Raw genomic sequence first — 18394 nt, 5'->3', positions numbered from 1 at the left:
CACTCGCTGCTCGCGACGCAGCTCGTCTCCCGGGTGCGGGAGGTCTTCCAGACCGAACTGCCGCTGCGCGCGGTGTTCGAGGCGCCGACGCTGGCGGAGCTGGCGGGCCGCGTCGAGGCGCTCCTGGCGGAGGCGAGCGGCGACGCCGGCGCCCCGCCGCTGGTGCCGGTGCCGCGCGACGGTTCGCCGCTGCCGCTGTCCTTTGCGCAGCAGCGGCTGTGGTTCATCGAGCAGCTGGAGCCGGGGAGCACCGCCTATCATATGCCGTCCGCGCTGCGGCTGCGCGGACCGCTGGACGCGCGGGTGCTGGAGCGCGCGCTGGACGAGGTGGTGCGCCGGCACGAGGCGCTGCGCACCACCTTCGGCGAGAGCGAGGGAGTGCCCTTCCAGGTGGTGCACCCCACCGGCGCGGCGCGCCTGGAGGTGACCGACCTGTCGGGGCTGGCCGAGGAGGAGCGCGAGGCCGAGGCCCTCCGGCTCGCCGCGGAAGAGGCGGAGCGCCCCTTCGACCTGCGCGCGGGGCCGCTCTTCCGTACGCGGCTGCTGCGCCTGGCGGAGGACGATCACGTGCTTGTGCTGGCCATGCACCACGTCGTCAGCGACGGCTGGAGCATGGGAGTGCTCGACCGCGAGCTGGGCGCGCTCTACGAGGCGTTCGCGCGCGGCGAGCCCTCGCCGCTGCCCGAGCTGCCGGTGCAGTACGCCGACTTCGCCGTCTGGCAGCGCGCATGGCTGGAGGGCGAGGTCATGGAGCGGCAGATCTCCTGGTGGCGCGAGCGCCTGGCCGGCGCGCCCCCGGTTCTGGAGCTGCCGACGGACCGTCCCCGGCCGGCGACGGCGGGCCCCGGCGCCGCACACGTGTTCCGCATGCTCCCGCCCGAGACGGCCGAGGGGGTGCGGGCGCTGGCGCGGCGCGAGGGCGCCACGCTGTACATGGTGCTCCTCGCCGCGCTGGACCTGCTGCTGGCGCGCTGGTCGGGGCAGGACGACGTGGTCGTCGGCACGCCCATCGCCAACCGGACGCGGCGCGAGACCGAGGGGCTGATCGGCTTCTTCGTCAACACGCTCGCGCTGCGGGCCGACGTGTCGGGGAACCCCCGGCTGAGCGAGCTGCTGGGACGGGTGCGCGAGACGACGCTGGGGGCGTACCAGCACCAGGACGTCCCCTTCGAGCGCCTGGTCGACGAGCTGCGGGTGGAGCGCTCCCTGAGCCACACGCCGCTCTTCCAGGTGATGTTCTCGCTGATCGAGGGCGACGGCGCCGGCGGCACGCGGCCGTTCGGCGGCCTGGAGGTGGAGCCGTACGGGGCGGGTGCCGGCGCGGCGAAGTTCGACCTGGACGTGATGGTGGTCGAGCGGGAGGGTGAACTGGGGATCGTGTTCACCTGGCGCGAAGAGCTGTGGGACGCGTCCACGCTGGAGCGCCTGGCGGGAGCGTACGCCCTGCTGCTGGGGGCCGCCGCGGCCGATGCGAGCCGGCGCGTCCTGGACATCCCGCTGATGGCGGATGCGGAGCGGCAGCGGCTGCTCGGAGAGTGGAATGCCGCGCCCGCCGACTTCCCGCGGAAGTGCATCCACGAGCTGTTCGCGGAGCAGGCCGGGCGCACCCCGGAGGCGGTGGCCCTGGTCTCTGGCGACGAGACGCTGACCTACGCGGAGCTGCGCCGCCGCTCCGACGCGCTCGCCCGGCGCCTGGCCGCGCTCGGCGTGGGGCCGGAGGTGCGGGTGGGGATCTGCGTGGAGCGCGGGGTGGAGATGGTCGTCGGCATTCTGGGCATCCTCAAGGCGGGCGGCGCCTATGTGCCGCTGGACCCCCAGTACCCGGCCGAGCGGCTGGCGTACATGCTTGCCGATTCCGGGGCGACGCTGCTGCTGGCGCAGGAGCGGCTGCGGGACCGCCTCCCCGCGTTCGGGGGCGAGGTCCTGCTCCTCGACAGCGACGCGGGTGACGACGCACCGGGCGCGGAACCGCGGGGCGCATCTCCCGAAAACCTCGCCTACGTCATCTACACCTCGGGCTCCACGGGCCTGCCCAAGGGGACCGAGGTGCCGCACCGCGCCATCCCCGGCTTCTTCCGCGGCGCGGACTACGCGCGCTTCGGCGAGGGCGCCGTGGTGCTGCAGCACTCGTCGGTCTCGTGGGACGCGCTGACGCTGGAGCTTTGGCCGGCGCTCCTCTCCGGCGGCACGTGCGTCCTGTACCCGGGGCAGACGTCGGAGCCGGGGCTGCTCGGCGAGCAGGTGCGCAGGCACGGCGTGAACACGCTGTGGCTGACGGCGGCGTACTTCAACCTGATCGTCGATACCGCGCCGGAGATCCTGGACGGGGTGTCGCAGGTGATGACCGGCGGCGAGGCGGTGAGCGTGCCGCACGTGCGCCGCGCGCTGGAGCTGTACCCCCGGCTGCGGCTGGTCAACGGCTACGGTCCCAGCGAGACCACGGTCTTCGCCACCTGCTACCCCGTCCCCGCGGACTTCGGCGCGCTCTCCGTCCCGCTCGGCAGACCCGTCGGCGACCGGCGCGTCTACCTGCTGGACGGCCGGGGAGAGCCGGTGCCGGAGGGCGTGGCGGGCGAGCTGTGCATCGGCGGGCCGGCGGTCGCTCGGGGCTACCTGGCGCGGCCGGCGCTGACGGCGGAGCGGTTCATCCCCGATCCCTTCGGCGAGCCGGGCGCGCGGCTGTACCGCTCGGGCGACCGGGCGCGGTGGCGCGCGGAGGGCGGGCTGGAGTTCGTGGGGCGGACGGACTTCCAGGTGAAGATCCGCGGCTTCCGCGTGGAGCCGGGCGAGATCGAGGCCGTGCTGCGCGCCGCGCCCGGCATGCGCGAGGCGGCGGTCGTGGTCCGCGAGGACCAGCCCGGCGACCGGCGGCTGGTGGCGTACGTGGCCGGCGAGGCGACGGCGGACGAGCTGCGCGAGCAGCTGCGGGAGCGGCTCCCGGAGCACATGGTGCCCTCGGCGTTCGTCTTCCTGGACGCGCTCCCGCTGACCCCGAACGGGAAGCTGGACCGCAGGGCATTGCCGGCGCCGGAGCTCGCGTCGCCGGAAGAGGCGTACGTGGCGCCGCGTACGCCGGCCGAGGAGGTGCTGGCGGGGATCTGGGCGGAGCTGCTGCGGCTGGAGCGGGTGGGCGCGGAGGCGAGCTTCTTCGACCTGGGCGGGCACTCGCTGCTCGCCACCCGCCTCACCGCGCACATCCGCCAGGCCTTCGGCGTGGAGCTGCCGCTGCGCGCCGTATTCGAGCGGCCGGTCCTCTCCGCGCTCGCGGCCGAGATCGAGCGCCTGCGCGGCACCGGCACGGCGGCCGGCGAGGGCGCCATCGCCCCCGCCGCGCGCGGGGGCGACCTGCCGGTGACCTTCGCGCAGGAACGGCTCTGGTTCGTGGATGCGCTGGACCCGGGAAGCCCGGTGTACGCCATCCCGTCGTCGTACGTCATCACCGGCGCTCTCGACACCGCCGCGCTCCGCCGCGCGCTGGCCGAGCTGGTGCGCCGCCACGAGCCGCTGCGCACCACGCTCCCGGCCGTGGACGGCGTGCCCGTGCAGCGGATCGCCCCGCCCCCGGCCGGCTTCGACCTGCCAGTCGCCGACCTGCGGCACCTGCCCGAGGACGAGCGGCGGCCCGAGGCCGTCCGCCTGGCAGCCGAAGCCTCGCAGCACCGCTTCGACCTGGCGCGCGGCCCGCTCTTCCGCGCGTCGCTGGTGCACGTGGACGACGCCGAGCACCTCCTCCTCCTCAACCTCCACCACGCCATCGGCGACGGGTGGACCATGGGGGTGCTGCTGGAGGAGCTCTCCGCGCTCTACGGCGCCTTCTCGCGCGGCGAACCGTCGCCGCTGCCGGAGCCCGCGCTGCAGTACGCGGACTACGCGGTCTGGCAGCGCGAGCGCCTGTCCGGCGCCGAGCTGGAGCGGCAGGTGGAGTTCTGGCGGCAGGCGCTGGACGGCGCTCCGGCGCTCCTGGAGCTGCCGACGGACCGTCCCCGGCCGCCGGTGGAGTCGCACCGCGGGGCGACCGAGCACCTGGTCGTCTCGTCCGACCTCACGGCGGAGGTGAACACGCTGGCCCGCCGTGAGGGCGCCACGCTGTTCATGGTCCTCCTCGCCGCGCTGGACGTGGTGCTCGGCCGCCTGGCCGGGCAGGAGGACGTGGTCGTGGGAACACCCATCGCGGGGCGGACGCGGGCGGAAACCGACCGGATGGTGGGGCTCTTCCTCAACTCGCTGGCGCTCAGGACCGACCTCTCCGGCGACCCGTCGTTCCGCGAGCTGCTGGGGCGGGTGCGCGAGACCACGCTGTCCGCGTACGCGCACCAGGATCTTCCTTTCGAGCGGGTGCTGGAGGAGGTGCATCCCGAGCGGAGCCTGGCGCACGCCCCCGTGTTCCAGGTAATGCTCAACCTCCTCAACTTCCAGGACGGCGAGCTCCGCGCCGAGGGGCTGGAGGTGGCGGGGGGCGGCACGGGCGGCGAGCTGGCCAGCAAGTTCGACCTCACGCTCTACGTGGGCGAGCGCGACGGAACGATCGACGTCAACCTGATCTACGCCGCCGACCTCTTCGGCGCGCCGCGGATGCGCGAGCTGCTGGCGCAGCTCGAGGGCGTGCTCCGCCAGGCCGCGGCCGCGCCGGAAACCCGCGTCGGCGCGCTGTCGCTGGCGACGGAAGCGGCGCGCGGCGTCCTTCCCGACCCGGCACGGCCGATCGAGGCCGAGGGCTGGCACGGGGCCGTGCACGAGACGTTCGCCGCCCGCGCGGCGGAACGTCCCGACGCGCTGGCGATCTCCGATGCGGCAGGGACGTGGACGTACGCCGCGCTGGACGCGGCGGCCAACCGCATCGCGCACCGGCTGATCGACGGCGGGGTGCGGCCGGGCGACGTGGTGGCGGTCTACGCCCACCGCTCCGCGGCGCTCGTGCGGGCGCTGCTGGGCGCGTGGAAGGCAGGCGCGGCGTTCGCCATTCTCGACCCGGCGTATCCGTCCGCCCGCCTGGCCGCGCAGGCGAGTGCGGCGAGTCCCACCGCCCTGCTGCGGATCTCCGCCGCGGGCGAGGTGCCGGCGGAGGTGGCCGCCGCGCTCGGCCATACCGCGCGGACGACGGTCGTGCTGACGACGGACGGGAAGGACGGGGGCGATGGATTCCCCTCCACCGCGCCCGGGGTTTCTGTCGCAGCCGACGACCTGGCGTACGTCGCGTTCACCTCGGGCACCACGGGCGCACCGAAGGCGATCGCCGGCACGCACCGGCCGCTGGCGCACTTCTTCGGCTGGTATGCGCGCGAGCTCGGGGTGGGGGATGCGGACCGCGTCTCCGTCCTTTCCGGCCTCGCGCACGACCCGCTGCTGCGCGACGTGTTCGCCGCGCTGACCGTCGGCGGGAGCATCGCCATCCCCGATCCCGACCAGGTCGGCACGCCGGGGTGGCTGGGGGGATGGATGCGGGACGAGGGCGTCACCGTCGCCCATCTCACCCCCGCGATGGGACAGGTCCTGGCGACGGGGCCGGGGGATGCACGGCTCCCCGTGCTGCGCCTGGCCTGCTTCGGCGGAGACGTGCTGCGCGCGGGCGACGTGGAGCGGCTGCGCGCCATCGCCCCGAATGCCGAGGTCGTCAACTTCTACGGCGCAACCGAGACGCCGCAGGCCATCGCCGCCTTCCGCGTTCCCGCCGGCCCGGCGGAGATGGGGGATGTGGTCCCGATCGGCCGCGGAATCGAGGGCGTGGACCTGCTGGTCGTCACACCGCAGGGAATGCTGGCCGGAATCGGCGAGCTGGGGGAGATCGCCGTCCGCACCCCCTACCTCTCGCGCGGCTACCTGAACGACGCGGAGCTGACCGCCGCGCGCTTCGTCCCCAATCCCCTGACCGGCGACCCGGCCGACCGCGTGTACCGCACGGGCGACCTGGGCCGCTACCGTCCCGACGGCAACGTGGAGCCGGTGGGGCGCGCCGACCAGCAGGTGAAGGTGCGCGGCTTCCGCGTGGAGCTGGGCGAGATCGAGGCCGCCCTGGCGTCGCATCCGGCGATCCGGGAGGCCGCCGTGATGGCGCGCGAGACGGACGCGGGCGACCGCCGTCTCGCCGCCTACTGGGTCCCCTCGGACGAAGGCGCCGACGGGCCCGATGCCGCCGGGCTGCGGGCGCACCTGAAGGCGCTGCTGCCGGAGTACATGGTCCCGTCGGCCTGGGTGCGGCTGGACCGGCTTCCGCTGACGGCGAACGGCAAGCTGGACCGGCGCGCGCTGCCGGAGCCCGCGTCGGTCATGACGGAGACGCGTGCGCCGCGCACGGCCACGGAGGAGATTCTCGCGCAGCTCTGGGCCGAGGTCCTGCGCACGGACTCCGTCGGGGTCGACGACGACTTCTTCGCGCTCGGCGGGCACTCGCTGCTGGCCACGCGGCTCCTGGCGCGGGTGCAGAACGCGCTCGGCGTCGTCATTCCGCTCCGCGCGCTCTTCGAGGGGCCCACGGTGGCGGAGCTGGCCGTGCGGGTGGAGGAGGTGCGCCGCGCCGGGCTGCCGGCGCTGCCGCCGGTGGTGCCGGTCGGCCGTGACCGTCCCCTCCCGCTCTCGTTCGCCCAGGAGCGGCTCTGGTTCATCGACCGGCTGGAGGGCGGGAGCGCGCCGTACAACATCCCCGCCGCGCTGCGCCTGCGCGGCGCGCTGGACGTGGACGCGCTGCGGCGCGGCCTGGGCGAGATCGTCCGCCGCCACGAGTCGCTGCGGACCATCTTCCGCGAGGGTGACGGAGGCGCGGTGCAGGTGATCGCGCCCTTCGCCGGCTTCGCGCTCCCCATCGACGACCTGTCGGGGCTCGACCCGGCGGCGCGCGAGACCGAGGTGCGGCGGCGCGCGCGGGAGGATGCGGCGCGTCCGTTCGACCTGGCCGAGGGCCCGCTCTTCCGCGCCGCGCTGCTGCGGGTGGCCGACGAGGAGCACGTCCTGCTGCTGTGCATCCACCACATCGTCACCGACGGGTGGAGCAGCGGCATCTTCCTGCGCGAGCTGTCGGCGCTGTACGCGGCCTATCGCGACGGGAGCGATTCGCCGCTGGCCGAGCTGCCGGTGCAGTACGCGGATTTCGCCGTGTGGCAGCGCGAGCAGCTGCAGGGCGAGGTGCTCGACCGCCAGGTCGGCTACTGGAAGGAGCGGCTGGCGGGCGCGCCGGCGCTGCTGGAGCTGCCCACGGACCGGCCCCGGCCGGCGGTGCAGTCGTACCGCGGCGCGCGGGAGCTGTTCGACCTGCCGCGCGCGCTGCTCGACCGTCTCCAGGCGCTGGGCCGCGGCGAGGGCGCCACGCTGTACATGGTGCTGCTGGGCGCCTTCCAGCTGCTGCTGTCGAAGTACAGCGGGAGCGAGGACATCGTCGTCGGCAGCCCCATCGCCGGGCGCACGCGGCGCGAGCTGGAGGAGCTGATCGGCTTCTTCGCCAACACGCTGGTGCTGCGCACCGACCTCTCGGCCGACCCCACCTTCCGCGAGCTGCTGGGGCGCGTGCGCGAGGGAACGCTGGGCGCGTACGAGCACCAGGAGGTGCCCTTCGAGCGGCTGGTGGCCGAGCTGCAGCCCGAGCGCTCCCTGAGCCACTCGCCGCTCTTCCAGGTGATGTTCACCCTCCAGAACATCGAGGGTGGCGGCGCCGGCCTCGCGGGGCTGCAAATGGAGGGGGTGGCCGGGGAGGGGGAGACCACCAAGTTCGACCTGGCCCTCACCGCCCTCCCGCACGACGGCGGCCTCCATGGCACGCTGGAGTACAGCACCGACCTCTTCGACCCCTCCACCGTCCGGCGGATGGCCGGCCACCTGGAGCGGGTGCTGGAGCAGGTCTCCGCCGATGCGGACGTGCCGATCTCGGAGCTCGATCTGCTCTCGGCGGAAGAGCGCGAGCAGGTGGTGGATGCCTGGAACCGGACGGCGGCCGAGGTTCCGGCGGACCGCTGCATCCACGAGCTGTTCGAGGCGCAGGCGGCCAGAACGCCGGGGGCGGTGGCCGTCGTCTTCGAGGAGGAGTCGCTCACCTACGCGGAGCTGAACGCCCGCGCCAACCGGCTTGCCCGCTACCTGCGCGGCCGCGGCGTGGGCCCGGAGGTGCGCGTGGGCGTGCTGATGGAGCGGAGCCTGGAGATGGTGGCCGCTCTCCTGGCGGTGCTGAAGGCCGGGGGCGCCTACGTGCCGCTGGACCCCGCCTATCCGGCCGAGCGGCTGGCGTTCATGCTGGCCGACTCTGCCACCCGGGTGCTGCTCACGCAGGAGAAGCTGCGCGGTCTCCTCGCGGTCGAGCCCGGCGTCCAGGTGGTGGTCGAGGAGGAGGTGCGGGCGGAGATCGCGGCCGGGAGCGCGGAGAACGTCCGGAGCCGCGCCGCGCCGCGGAACCTGGCGTACCTGATCTACACCTCGGGATCGACGGGCATTCCCAAGGGCGTGGCGATCGAGCACGAGAGCGCCGTGGCGATGCTGGCGTGGGCGTGGAGCGTCTTCTCCGACGAGGAGCTGTCGGGGATGCTGGCGTCGACGTCGCTCAGCTTCGACATGTCGGTGTTCGAGCTCTTCACGCCCCTCACCCGGGGCGGGCGGGTGATCGTGGTGGAGAACGCGCTGGGCCTGCCGCATTCGGCGGCCGCGGACCAGGTGCGGCTCCTGGACACGGTGCCCTCCGCCGCGGCGGCGCTGCTGAGGAGCGGGGGGATCCCGTCCGGGGTGAAGACGGTGAGCCTGGGTGGCGAGCCGCTCCGGGCGGAGCTGGTGGATGCGCTGTACGCGCACGGGGTGGAACGGGTCTACGACCTGTACGGTCCGTCCGAAGACACCACGTTCAGCACGTACGCGCTCCGGCGGCCGGGAGGGCCGGTGACGATCGGACGCGTGCTGTCGAACTCGCGGGCATACGTCGTCGATACCGGGCTGCGGCCGGTGCCGGTGGGGGTTTCGGGCGAGCTGTACCTGGCGGGCCGGGGGGTGACGCGCGGCTACCTGGGGCAGCCGGGGCTGACGGCGGAGCGGTACGTTCCCGATCCGTTCGGCTCCCGGCCGGGCGCGCGGATGTACCGCACCGGCGACCGGGTCCGGTGGAAGGCGGACGGGACGCTGGAGTACCTGGGGCGGCTGGACCACCAGGTGAAGGTCCGCGGCTTCCGCGTGGAGACGGGCGAGATCGAGGCGGTGCTGCGCCGGCACGAGGGAGTCGCCGACTGCGTGGTCGTGGCGCGCGCGGATGCGGGCGAGCAGCGGCTGGTGGCGTACGTGGCCGGCGAAGCGCCGGCCGAGGCGCTGCGTGCGCACGTGCGGCGCAGCCTGCCGGAGTACATGGTGCCGGGCGCGTTCGTGGTGCTGGGCGCGCTGCCGCTGACCCCGAACGGGAAGCTCGATCGCAGGGCATTGCCGGCGCCGGAGCTCGCGTCGGCGGAGGAACGGTACGTGGCGCCGCGCACCCCCGTGGAGGAGGCGCTGGCTGGGATCTGGGCGGAGGTGCTGCGGCTGGAGCGCGTGGGGGTGGAGGAGAGCTTCTTCGAGCTGGGCGGGCACTCGCTGCTCGCCACCCGGGTGGTCTCGCAGGTGCGCGCGGTGTTCGGCGTGGAGCTGCCGCTGCGGGCGGTGTTCGAGACGTCCACGGTGGCCGGCCTGGCGCCGCAGGTGGAGACGCTGGTGCTGGCGCGGATGGAGGAGCAGGAGCTCGCGGACGTGCTGGAGCGGCTGGAGGGGCTGTCGCAGGACGAGGTGATGAAGCTTCTCGGCGGGGACTGATCTTCCGTCCCCGGCCGTTGGGCCCGTGGCTCGCGCCGCGGTCATACTGGAGAGGTGAAAGGCTCGATGAGCGAAGTACTCGCACGGCTGGACAAGCTGTCGCCGGAGCACCGGGCTCTGCTGCAGAAGCTCCTCCTGAAGCAGGCCGGCGAGGCGCGCGACACGGGCGCCGTTCGCCCCCGCGAGGGTGGCGGCCCCGCGCCGCTGTCGTTCTCGCAGGAGCGGCTCTGGTTCATTGACCGCCTGGAGCCGGGAAGCGCCGCCTACAACCTCCCCATGGCATGGCGCCTGGAGGGTGCGCTGGACGTGGCGGCGCTGCAGCGCGCGCTGGGCGAGATCGTGCGGCGTCACGAGGCGCTGCGGACGGTCTTCGCCGAGGCGGACGGCTCGCCGGTGCAGGTGATCGCGCCCTTCGGCGCGTTCGCCCTGCCGGTGGAGGACCTGTCGGGGCTGGGCGAGGCGGACCGGGAGTCGGCGGTCGGGCGGCGCGCCGGCGAGGAGGCGCGGCGAGCCTTCAACCTCTCGGCGGGGCCGCTCTTCCGCGCGGCGCTGCTGCGGCTGGGCGAGGAAGACCACGTGCTGCTGCTCTCCATGCACCACGTCGTCAGCGACGGCTGGAGCATGGGGGTGCTCTTCCGGGAGCTGTCGGCGCTGTACGCGGCGTACCGCGAGGGGCGCGAGTCGCCGCTGCCGGAGCTGCCGGTGCAGTACGCCGACTACGCGGTGTGGCAGCGCGGGCAGCTGGCGGGCGAGGCGCTGGAGCGGCAGCTCTCGTACTGGCGGGAGCGCCTGTCGGGCGCGCCGGAGCTGCTGGATCTGCCCACCGACCATCCCCGCCCGGCGGTGCGCTCGTTCCGGGGGGCGCACGAGCAGATCGAGCTTCCCCTCGAGCTGCTGGAGCGCTTGCAGGCGCTGGGGCGGAGCGAGGGCGCGACGCTGTTCATGGTGCTGCTGGGCGCCTTCCAGGTGCTGCTGGGCAGGTACGCCGGAAGCGACGACGTGGTGGTGGGGAGCCCGATCGCCGGGCGCACGCGCGGCGAGGTGGAGGCGCTGATCGGCTTCTTCGTCAACACGCTGGTGCTGCGCACCGACCTCTCGGGTGACCCGAGCTTCCGCGAGGTGGTGGGGCGGGTGCGAGAGGCGACGCTGGGCGCGTACGCGCACCAGGAGGTGCCGTTCGAGAAGCTGGTGGCCGAGCTGCAGCCGGAGCGGTCGCTGACCCACACGCCGCTCTTCCAGGTGATGTTCACGGTTCAGAACGCCGAGGGCGGGGGAGACGACGGTCTCCCGGGGCTGAAGGTCAGCGGACTCGGAGGGGAGCACGCGAGCGCCCGGTTCGACCTTTCCCTGACGTTCGCGGCGACCCCCGAGGGCCTGCGCGGCGGAGTGAACTACAGCACCGACCTCTTCGAGCGTGGCACGATCGAGCGGATGCTCGGCCACCTGGGGCGGGTGCTGGAGCAGGTCGGCGCGGACGCGGACGCGCGGCTCTCGCGGCTGGAGCTGCTCTCGGCGGAAGAGCGCGGCCTTGTGGTGGATGCCTGGAACCGGACGGCGGCCGAGGTTCCGGCGGAGCTGTGCATCCACGAGCTGTTCGAGGCGCAGGCTGCGCGCACCCCCGACGCGACCGCGCTCGTCTTCGAAGGCGAGACGCTGAGCTACGCCGAGCTGAACGCGCGTGCCAACCGCCTGGCGCACCACCTTCGCGCGCTGGGCGTGGGGCCGGACGCGCGCGTGGGTGTCTGCGTGGAGCGCGGGCCGGAGCTGATCGCCGGCCTGCTGGCGATCCTGAAGGCGGGCGGCGCCTACGTGCCGCTGGACCCGTCGTACCCCGCCGAGCGGCTGCGCTCCATGCTGGCGGACAGCGCGCCGGCGGCGCTCGTCACGGAGTCGTCGCTGGCCGGCACGTTCGCGGGGCTGGACGTCCCGGCGGTCGAGCTGGACGCCGCGGCCCCGGCGTGGGCGGCGGGTCCGGAGACGAACCCGGCCGTCGCGGTGAAGCCGCACAACCTCGCGTACGTCATCTACACCTCCGGCTCCACGGGGCGTCCGAAGGGGGTGATGGTCGAGCACCGCAGCCTGGTCAACCACACCGCGTGGCAGGCCGCGGCGTTCGGCATCGGCGCGCGCGACACGGTGCTGCAGCGCACGTCGATCTCGTTCGACGCGTCGGTGTGGGAGCTGTGGACCCCGCTGTCCACCGGCGCGCGGATGCTGCTCCTCTCCTCCGCCGCGGCAAAGGACCCGGCGGCGATCGGGCGGGCGGTCGGGGAGGGCGGGGTCACCGTCGCGCAGTTCGTCCCGACCCTTCTCCAGGCGGTGCTCGGCGCGCGTCCGGCGGGCGCTCAGCTCCCCTGCCGGCTCCTATTCTGCGGAGGCGAGCCGCTCCCGGCCGCGCTGGTGGAGGAGGCGCGCGCGGCGGGCGCGGGCGAGGTGGTCAACCTGTACGGCCCGACCGAGGCGACGATCGATTCGACCTGGCACGTGTGCGGCCTGGACGGCCGCGCGCCCGCCATCGGCCGGCCGATCGCCAACGCGCGGATCTACGTGCTGGACGCGCGCGGCGAGCCGGCGCCCGTGGGGGTGGCGGGCGAGCTGTACGTGGGCGGGGCCGGCGTGGCGCGCGGCTACCTGGGCCGCGCCGGGCTGACGGCGGAGCGCTTCGTCCCGGACGCATCCGGAGGCGAGGCGGGCGCGCGGATGTACCGCACCGGCGACCTGGGCCGCTGGAGGGCGGACGGGACGCTGGAGTTCCTGGGGCGCACCGACTTCCAGGTGAAGATCCGCGGCTTCCGCATCGAGCCGGGCGAGATCGAGGCGGCGCTGCTGGAGCACGACGGCGTGCGCGAGTGCGCGGTCCTGGCGCGCGAGGAGGCGGGCGAGAAGCGGCTGGTGGCGTACGTGGTGGGCGGCGTGGAGACGGACGCGCTGCGCGCGCACCTGCGGCGGAGCCTGCCGGAGCACATGGTCCCGTCCGCGTTCGTCTTCCTGGACGCGCTCCCGCTGACCCCGAACGGCAAGCTGGACCGCAAGGCGCTGCCGGCGCCGGATCTCGCGTCGGCGGAGAAGTACGTGGCGCCGCGGACGCCGGTGGAGGAGGTGCTGGCGGGGATCTGGGCGGAAGTGCTGCGCCTGGAGCGGGTGGGGGTGACGGAGAGCTTCTTCGACCTGGGCGGGCATTCGCTGCTGGCGACGCGGGTGGTGTCGCGGGTCCGCGAGCTGCTCGGCGTCGAGATCCCCCTGCGGGCGTTCTTCGAGGGGTCCACGGTGGCGGGGCTGGCCGGGCGCGTGGAGGAGATGAGGCGCGCGGGCGAGGGCGCCACCCTCCCGCCGCTGGTTCCCGTCGGCAGGGAGGCGCCGCTGCCGCTCTCCTTCGCGCAGGAGCGGCTCTGGTTCCTGCACCAGATGGAGCCGGAGGGCGCCGGCTACCACATGCCCTGGCCGGGCCGGCTGCGGGGGAGCCTCGACGCGAGCGCCCTGGAGCGGGCGCTGGGCGAGCTGGTGCGCCGCCACGAGGCGCTGCGCACCACCTTCCGCGCGGTGGAGCAGGGCGCCGTGCAGGTCGTGCACCCGCCCGCGTCCGCGCACCTGCCCGTGCTGGACCTCACCGGGCTCGCGGCGGAGGAGCGCGAGCAGGAGGCGCGCCGCCTGGCGCGGGAGGACGCGGAGCGCCCCTTCGACCTGGAGCGCGGCCCGCTGCTGCGCGCGACGCTGCTGCGCCTCTCCGACGAGGAGCACGTGCTGCTGCTGACCGTGCACCACATCGTCAGCGACGGGTGGAGCATGGGCGTGCTCTTCCGCGAGCTGTTCACCCTCTACGCATCGCTCTCCCGGCCCGCCGGCGAACCGGGGCCGGCATCGCCGCTGCCGCCGCTCCCCACACTCCCGGTGCAGTACGCGGACTTCGCCGTGTGGCAGCGCGGCTGGCTTCAGGGCGAGGTGCTCCAGCGGCAGCTCGACTGGTGGCGGGAGCGGCTGGGCGGCGCGCCCCCCGCGCTGGAGCTTCCGACCGACCGCCCGCGCCCCGCGGTGGCGAGCTCGCGCGGCGCCGCACACGGGTTCCGCCTTCCCTCGGAGATCACGCGAGGGCTCCGCTCTCTCGCCCGGCGGGAAGGGGCCACGCTCTACATGGTGACGCACGCCGCCCTGGACCTGCTGCTCTCGCGCTGGTCGGGACAGGAGGACCTGGTGGTCGGCTCGCCAATCGCGGGACGCACGCAGGTGGGGACGGAGGGGCTGATCGGCTTCTTCGTCAACACGCTCGCGCTGCGCGTCGATCTGTCCGGCGATCCCACCTTCGGAGAGCTGCTGGGGCGCGTGCGGGAAACGGCGCTGGGCGCATACGCCCACCAGGAGCTGCCGTTCGAGCGCCTGGTGGAGGAGGTCGCCCCGGAGCGGGGCCTGTCGCACACGCCGCTCTTCCAGGTGATGTTCCAGCTCCAGAACGCCGACGCCGGCGAGGGGTCCGCCATCGCCGGGGCTCGGCTGGAGCCGAACGCCGGCGAGGAGCCCGCCATTGCCGGGGTCCGGCTGGAGCCGTTCGGGGGCGAGATCCGGACGGTGCGCTTCGACCTGGAGCTCGACCTGAGGGAGGCGGGCGAGGAGCTGGCCGGGAGCCTGCGCTTCCGGACCGACCTGTTCGACGCCGCCACCATCGAGCGCTTCGCGGCGCAGTACCAGGCCCTGCTTGGTACCGTATGCGCCGCGCCGGAGGAGCGCCTGTCCCACCTGTCGATCTTGCCCCCGGAGGAGGCGCGGACGCTCCTCGCGTACGGAAGCGGTCCCGTCCACGAGGACGCGGGCGGCGTCCCGGTGCACCTGCTCTTCGCGGAGCAGGCGGCCCGGACACCGAACGCGCCCGCCGTCCTGTTCGCGGGCGAGTCGCTCACCTACGCGGAGCTGGACGCGCGCGCCGAGCGCCTCGCCCGGCGGCTGCGCGGCCTGGGCGTGGGTAACGGGACGACGGTCGCCGTGTGCCTGGAGCGCGGCCCGGGCGTGCTCGTGGCGCCGCTGGGCGTGTGGAAGGCGGGCGGCGTCTACCTGCCGCTCGATCCCGCCCATCCGGCGGAGCGGCTGTCCTTCCTGCTGAGTGACTCCGGCGCTTCGCACGTGCTGACGGAGTCCGGCGTCGCCGACGTGCTCCCGCAGCACGGGGCGGAGATGGTGCTGCTGGACGCGATCCCCTCTCCCCCGGAGGGAGCGGAGGAGGGCGGCGCGCTGGCGGCGGAGGTGCAGCCGGGCGACCTGGCCTACCTGATCTACACGTCGGGGTCGACGGGGACCCCCAAGGCGGTGATGGTGGAGCACGCGCAGCTCACCCACACCCTGCGTGCCAGCCTCGAAACGCTCGGCTTCGTCGCGGGTGACGTGGTGGCGGCGCTCGCCTCGACCGCGTTCGACATCTCGCTGCTGGAGCTGGTCACGCCGCTCCTGGCCGGCGGCGCGGTGCGGATCGTCCCGCACGAGGTCGCGCGGGACCCGGAGACGCTGGTGGAGGCCGCGGCGGACGTGAGCGTGCTGCACGCCGTCCCCGCGCTGATGCGTCAGGTGGTGGAGGTGGTGCGCGGCGGGCGGATGCTTCCCTCGCTGCGGCTCCTGCTGGTGGGTGGGGACACGGTGCCGCCCGACCTGCTGGAGGACATGCGCGAGGTCTTCCCCGACGCCAGGACCGTGGTCCTGTACGGTCCCACCGAGGCGGCCATCATCTGCGCGACGTATGCCGTGCCCGCGGAAGGTGGGGTCGCCGGGCACCCGCTCGGGCGGCCGCTCCCGGGCGTGCGCCTGGCCGTGCGCGGCCCGTGCGGTGAGCTGGCGCCGGTGGGGGTGCCCGGCGAGCTGTGGATCTCGGGCGGCGGGGTCGCGCGGGGCTACCTGGGCCGGCCGGAGCTGAATGCCGAGAAGTTCGTCTCCGTCGAGGGCGAGCGCGCCTACCGCACGGGCGACCGGGCCCGCTGGCGCATGGACGGGGTGCTGGAGTTCCTGGGTCGCGCCGACGAGCAGGTGAAGGTGCGCGGCTTCCGCATCGAGCCCGGCGAGGTGGAGGCCGTGCTGCGCGGGGAGCCCGGCGTCCGCGAGGCCGTGGTGCTGGCACGGGAGGACGCGCCCGGGGACAGGCGCCTGGTCGCCTACGTCGTGCCGAAGGCCGCCGCCGAGCTGCCGCACGTCGCGGAGAGCGGGGTCGAGCAGGTGGCCGCCTGGGAGACGCTGTTCGACGACACCTACGCGCAGGACGAGGACGAAGGAGATCCAACCCTGCAGCTCAAGGGGTGGAACAGCAGCTATACGGGCGAGCCGATCCCGCGCGAGGAGATGATCGAGTGGGTCGGCCGCACGGTGGAGCGCATCCTGGCGCTGCGGCCGGAGCGCGTGCTGGAGATCGGGAGCGGGACGGGGCTGCTGCTCTTCCGTGTGGCGCCGCACACGCGGGCGTACCACGGGACCGACTTCTCGGGCGTGGCGCTGGAGCACATCCGCCGCTACCTCGCCGGATTCCCGCAGGTGACCCTGTCGGAGCGCGAGGCGGACGAGCTGGCGGAGTTCGCGGGGGCGGGCTTCGACACCGTCGTCGTCAACTCGGTCGCGCAGTACTTCCCGGACGTGGACTACCTGCTGCGCGTCCTCGATGGCGCGGCGGCGGCGCTGCGGCCCGGCGGGCGGATCTTCGTCGGGGACGTGCGCAGCCTGCGGCTGCTCGGGGCCTTCCATGCGTCCGTCGAGCTGGCGCGCGCGCCGGAAGACCTGTCCATCGGCCGGTTGCGGGAGCGGGTGCGGCGCGGGATGGCGGAGGAGCAGGAGCTGCTGGTGGATCCGGCGCTCTTCGAGGCGCTCCGGGCGCGCATCCCCCGCCTCGGGCGCGTGGAAGTGCAGGTGAAGCGGGATGAGCACGACAACGAGGTCACGCGCTTCCGCTACGACGTCGTCCTCCACCTGGACGTGGAGCCCGCCGGGATGGTGGAGCCCGTCGTCCACCCGTGGGATGGCGAGGACACCGCCGGGCTGCGCGCGCGGATCGAAGGGAGCGCGTCGGCGCTGCTGGTCCGCGGTGTCCCGGATGCGCGGGTGCGGGAGCACGTCCGCGTGCTGGAGAGGATCTCCGCCGCGGACGCTCCGGCGACGGCGGGGGGCGTGCGGGCGCTCTCGGACGCCGGGCCCGCGGGCGGGATCCAGCCCGACGCACTCTTCGCGCTGGGCGAGGAGACCGGCCGCGCGACCGAGGTGCGTCCCGGCGCGCCAGGGACGCTGGACGTGCTCTTCCATCCGGCCGGTGGGGTCTCGTCCTTCCCCGCGCACCAGGGCGAGGTGCAGCCCTGGGAGGCGTACGCGAACGACCCGCAGTGGGGCCGGCGCATGCGGGCGCTCGTCCCCGCGATTCGCGAAGCCGCCCGCGCCCGGCTGCCGGAGTACATGGTGCCGAGCGCCTTCGTGGTGCTGGAGGCGTTCCCGGTCACCCCCAACGGCAAGGTCGATCGCGCGGCGCTGCCCGCGCCCGACACGCCCGGCTCGCGCGGGACGTACGTAGCGCCGCGCACGCCGGCCGAGGAGCGGATGGCGGGGATCTGGGCGGAGGTGCTAAGCGTGGAGCGGGTGGGGGCGGAGGACCACTTCTTCGACCTCGGAGGGCACTCGCTGCTGGCGACGCAACTGGTCTCGCGGGTGCGGGAGGCGTTCCGGACCGAGCTGCCGCTGCGGGCGGTGTTCGAGGCGCCGACGCTGGCGGAGCTGGCGGGCCGCGTGGAGGCGCTCATGGCGGAGACGCCCGGCGACGCCGGAGCCCCGCCGCTGGTGCCGGTGCCGCGCGACGGCTCGCCGCTGCCGCTGTCGTTCGCGCAGCAGCGGCTGTGGTTCATCGAGCAGCTCGAGCCGGGGAGCACCGCGTACCACATGCCGTCCGCGCTGCGGCTGCGCGGGCCGCTGGACGCGCGCGTGCTGGAGCGCGCGCTGGGCGAGGTGGTGCGCAGGCACGAGGCGCTGCGCACCACCTTCGGCGAGCGCGAGGGAGAGCCCTTCCAGGTGGTGCACCCCGCCGGCGCCGCGCGGCTGGAGGTGACCGACCTGTCGCACCTGGCGCCCGCGGAGCGCGAGGCCGAGGCCCGCCGGCTCGCCGGGGAAGAGGCGCAGCGCCCCTTCGACCTGCGCGCGGGGCCGCTCTTCCGTACGCGGCTGCTGCGCCTGGGCGAGGACGATCACGTGCTGGTGCTGGCCATGCACCACGTCGTCAGCGACGGCTGGAGCATGGGCGTGCTCTCCGGCGAGCTGGGCGCGCTCTACGAGGCGTTCGCGCGCGGCGAGGCGTCGCCGCTGCCGGAGCTGCCGGTGCAGTACGCCGACTTCGCGGTGTGGCAGCGCGCATGGCTCAGCGGTGAGGTCCTGGAGCGGCAGATCGCCTGGTGGCGCGAGCGCCTGGCCGGCGCGCCCCCGCTCCTGGAGCTCCCCACCGACCATCCCCGCGCCGCGACGCCGGACAGCCGCGCCGGGCGCGTGTTCCGCGCGCTCCCGCCCGAGACGGCCGAGGGGGTGCGGGCGCTGGCCAGGCGCGAGGGGGCCACGCTGTACATGGTGCTGCTCGCCGCGCTGGACCTGCTGCTGGCGCGCTGGTCGGGGCAGGAGGACGTGGTCGTCGGCACGCCCATCGCCAACCGGACGCGGCGCGAGA

1 protein-coding gene and 1 pseudogene are annotated in these 18394 nt (G+C 74.6%); both read left to right on the top strand.

Going from position 1 to position 18394, the window contains the following annotated elements:
• Window positions 1–6 precede the first annotated feature (6 nt).
• The gene (locus VLK66_RS28565; RefSeq protein ID WP_325312925.1) at window positions 7–9741 is read left to right on the top strand and encodes a non-ribosomal peptide synthetase; all 9735 of its coding nucleotides are present in this window, start codon (window positions 7–9) and stop codon (window positions 9739–9741) included.
• Window positions 9742–9939: 198 nt separating this feature from the next.
• Window positions 9940–18394: pseudogene (locus tag VLK66_RS28560) on the top strand (amino acid adenylation domain-containing protein); the annotation flags it as partial.

The organism is Longimicrobium sp. (assembly GCF_035474595.1).
Lineage (GTDB): Bacteria > Gemmatimonadota > Gemmatimonadetes > Longimicrobiales > Longimicrobiaceae > Longimicrobium.
Note: the sequence above shows the minus strand (reverse complement) of the source record. Positions and strands in the feature narration are given on the sequence as shown.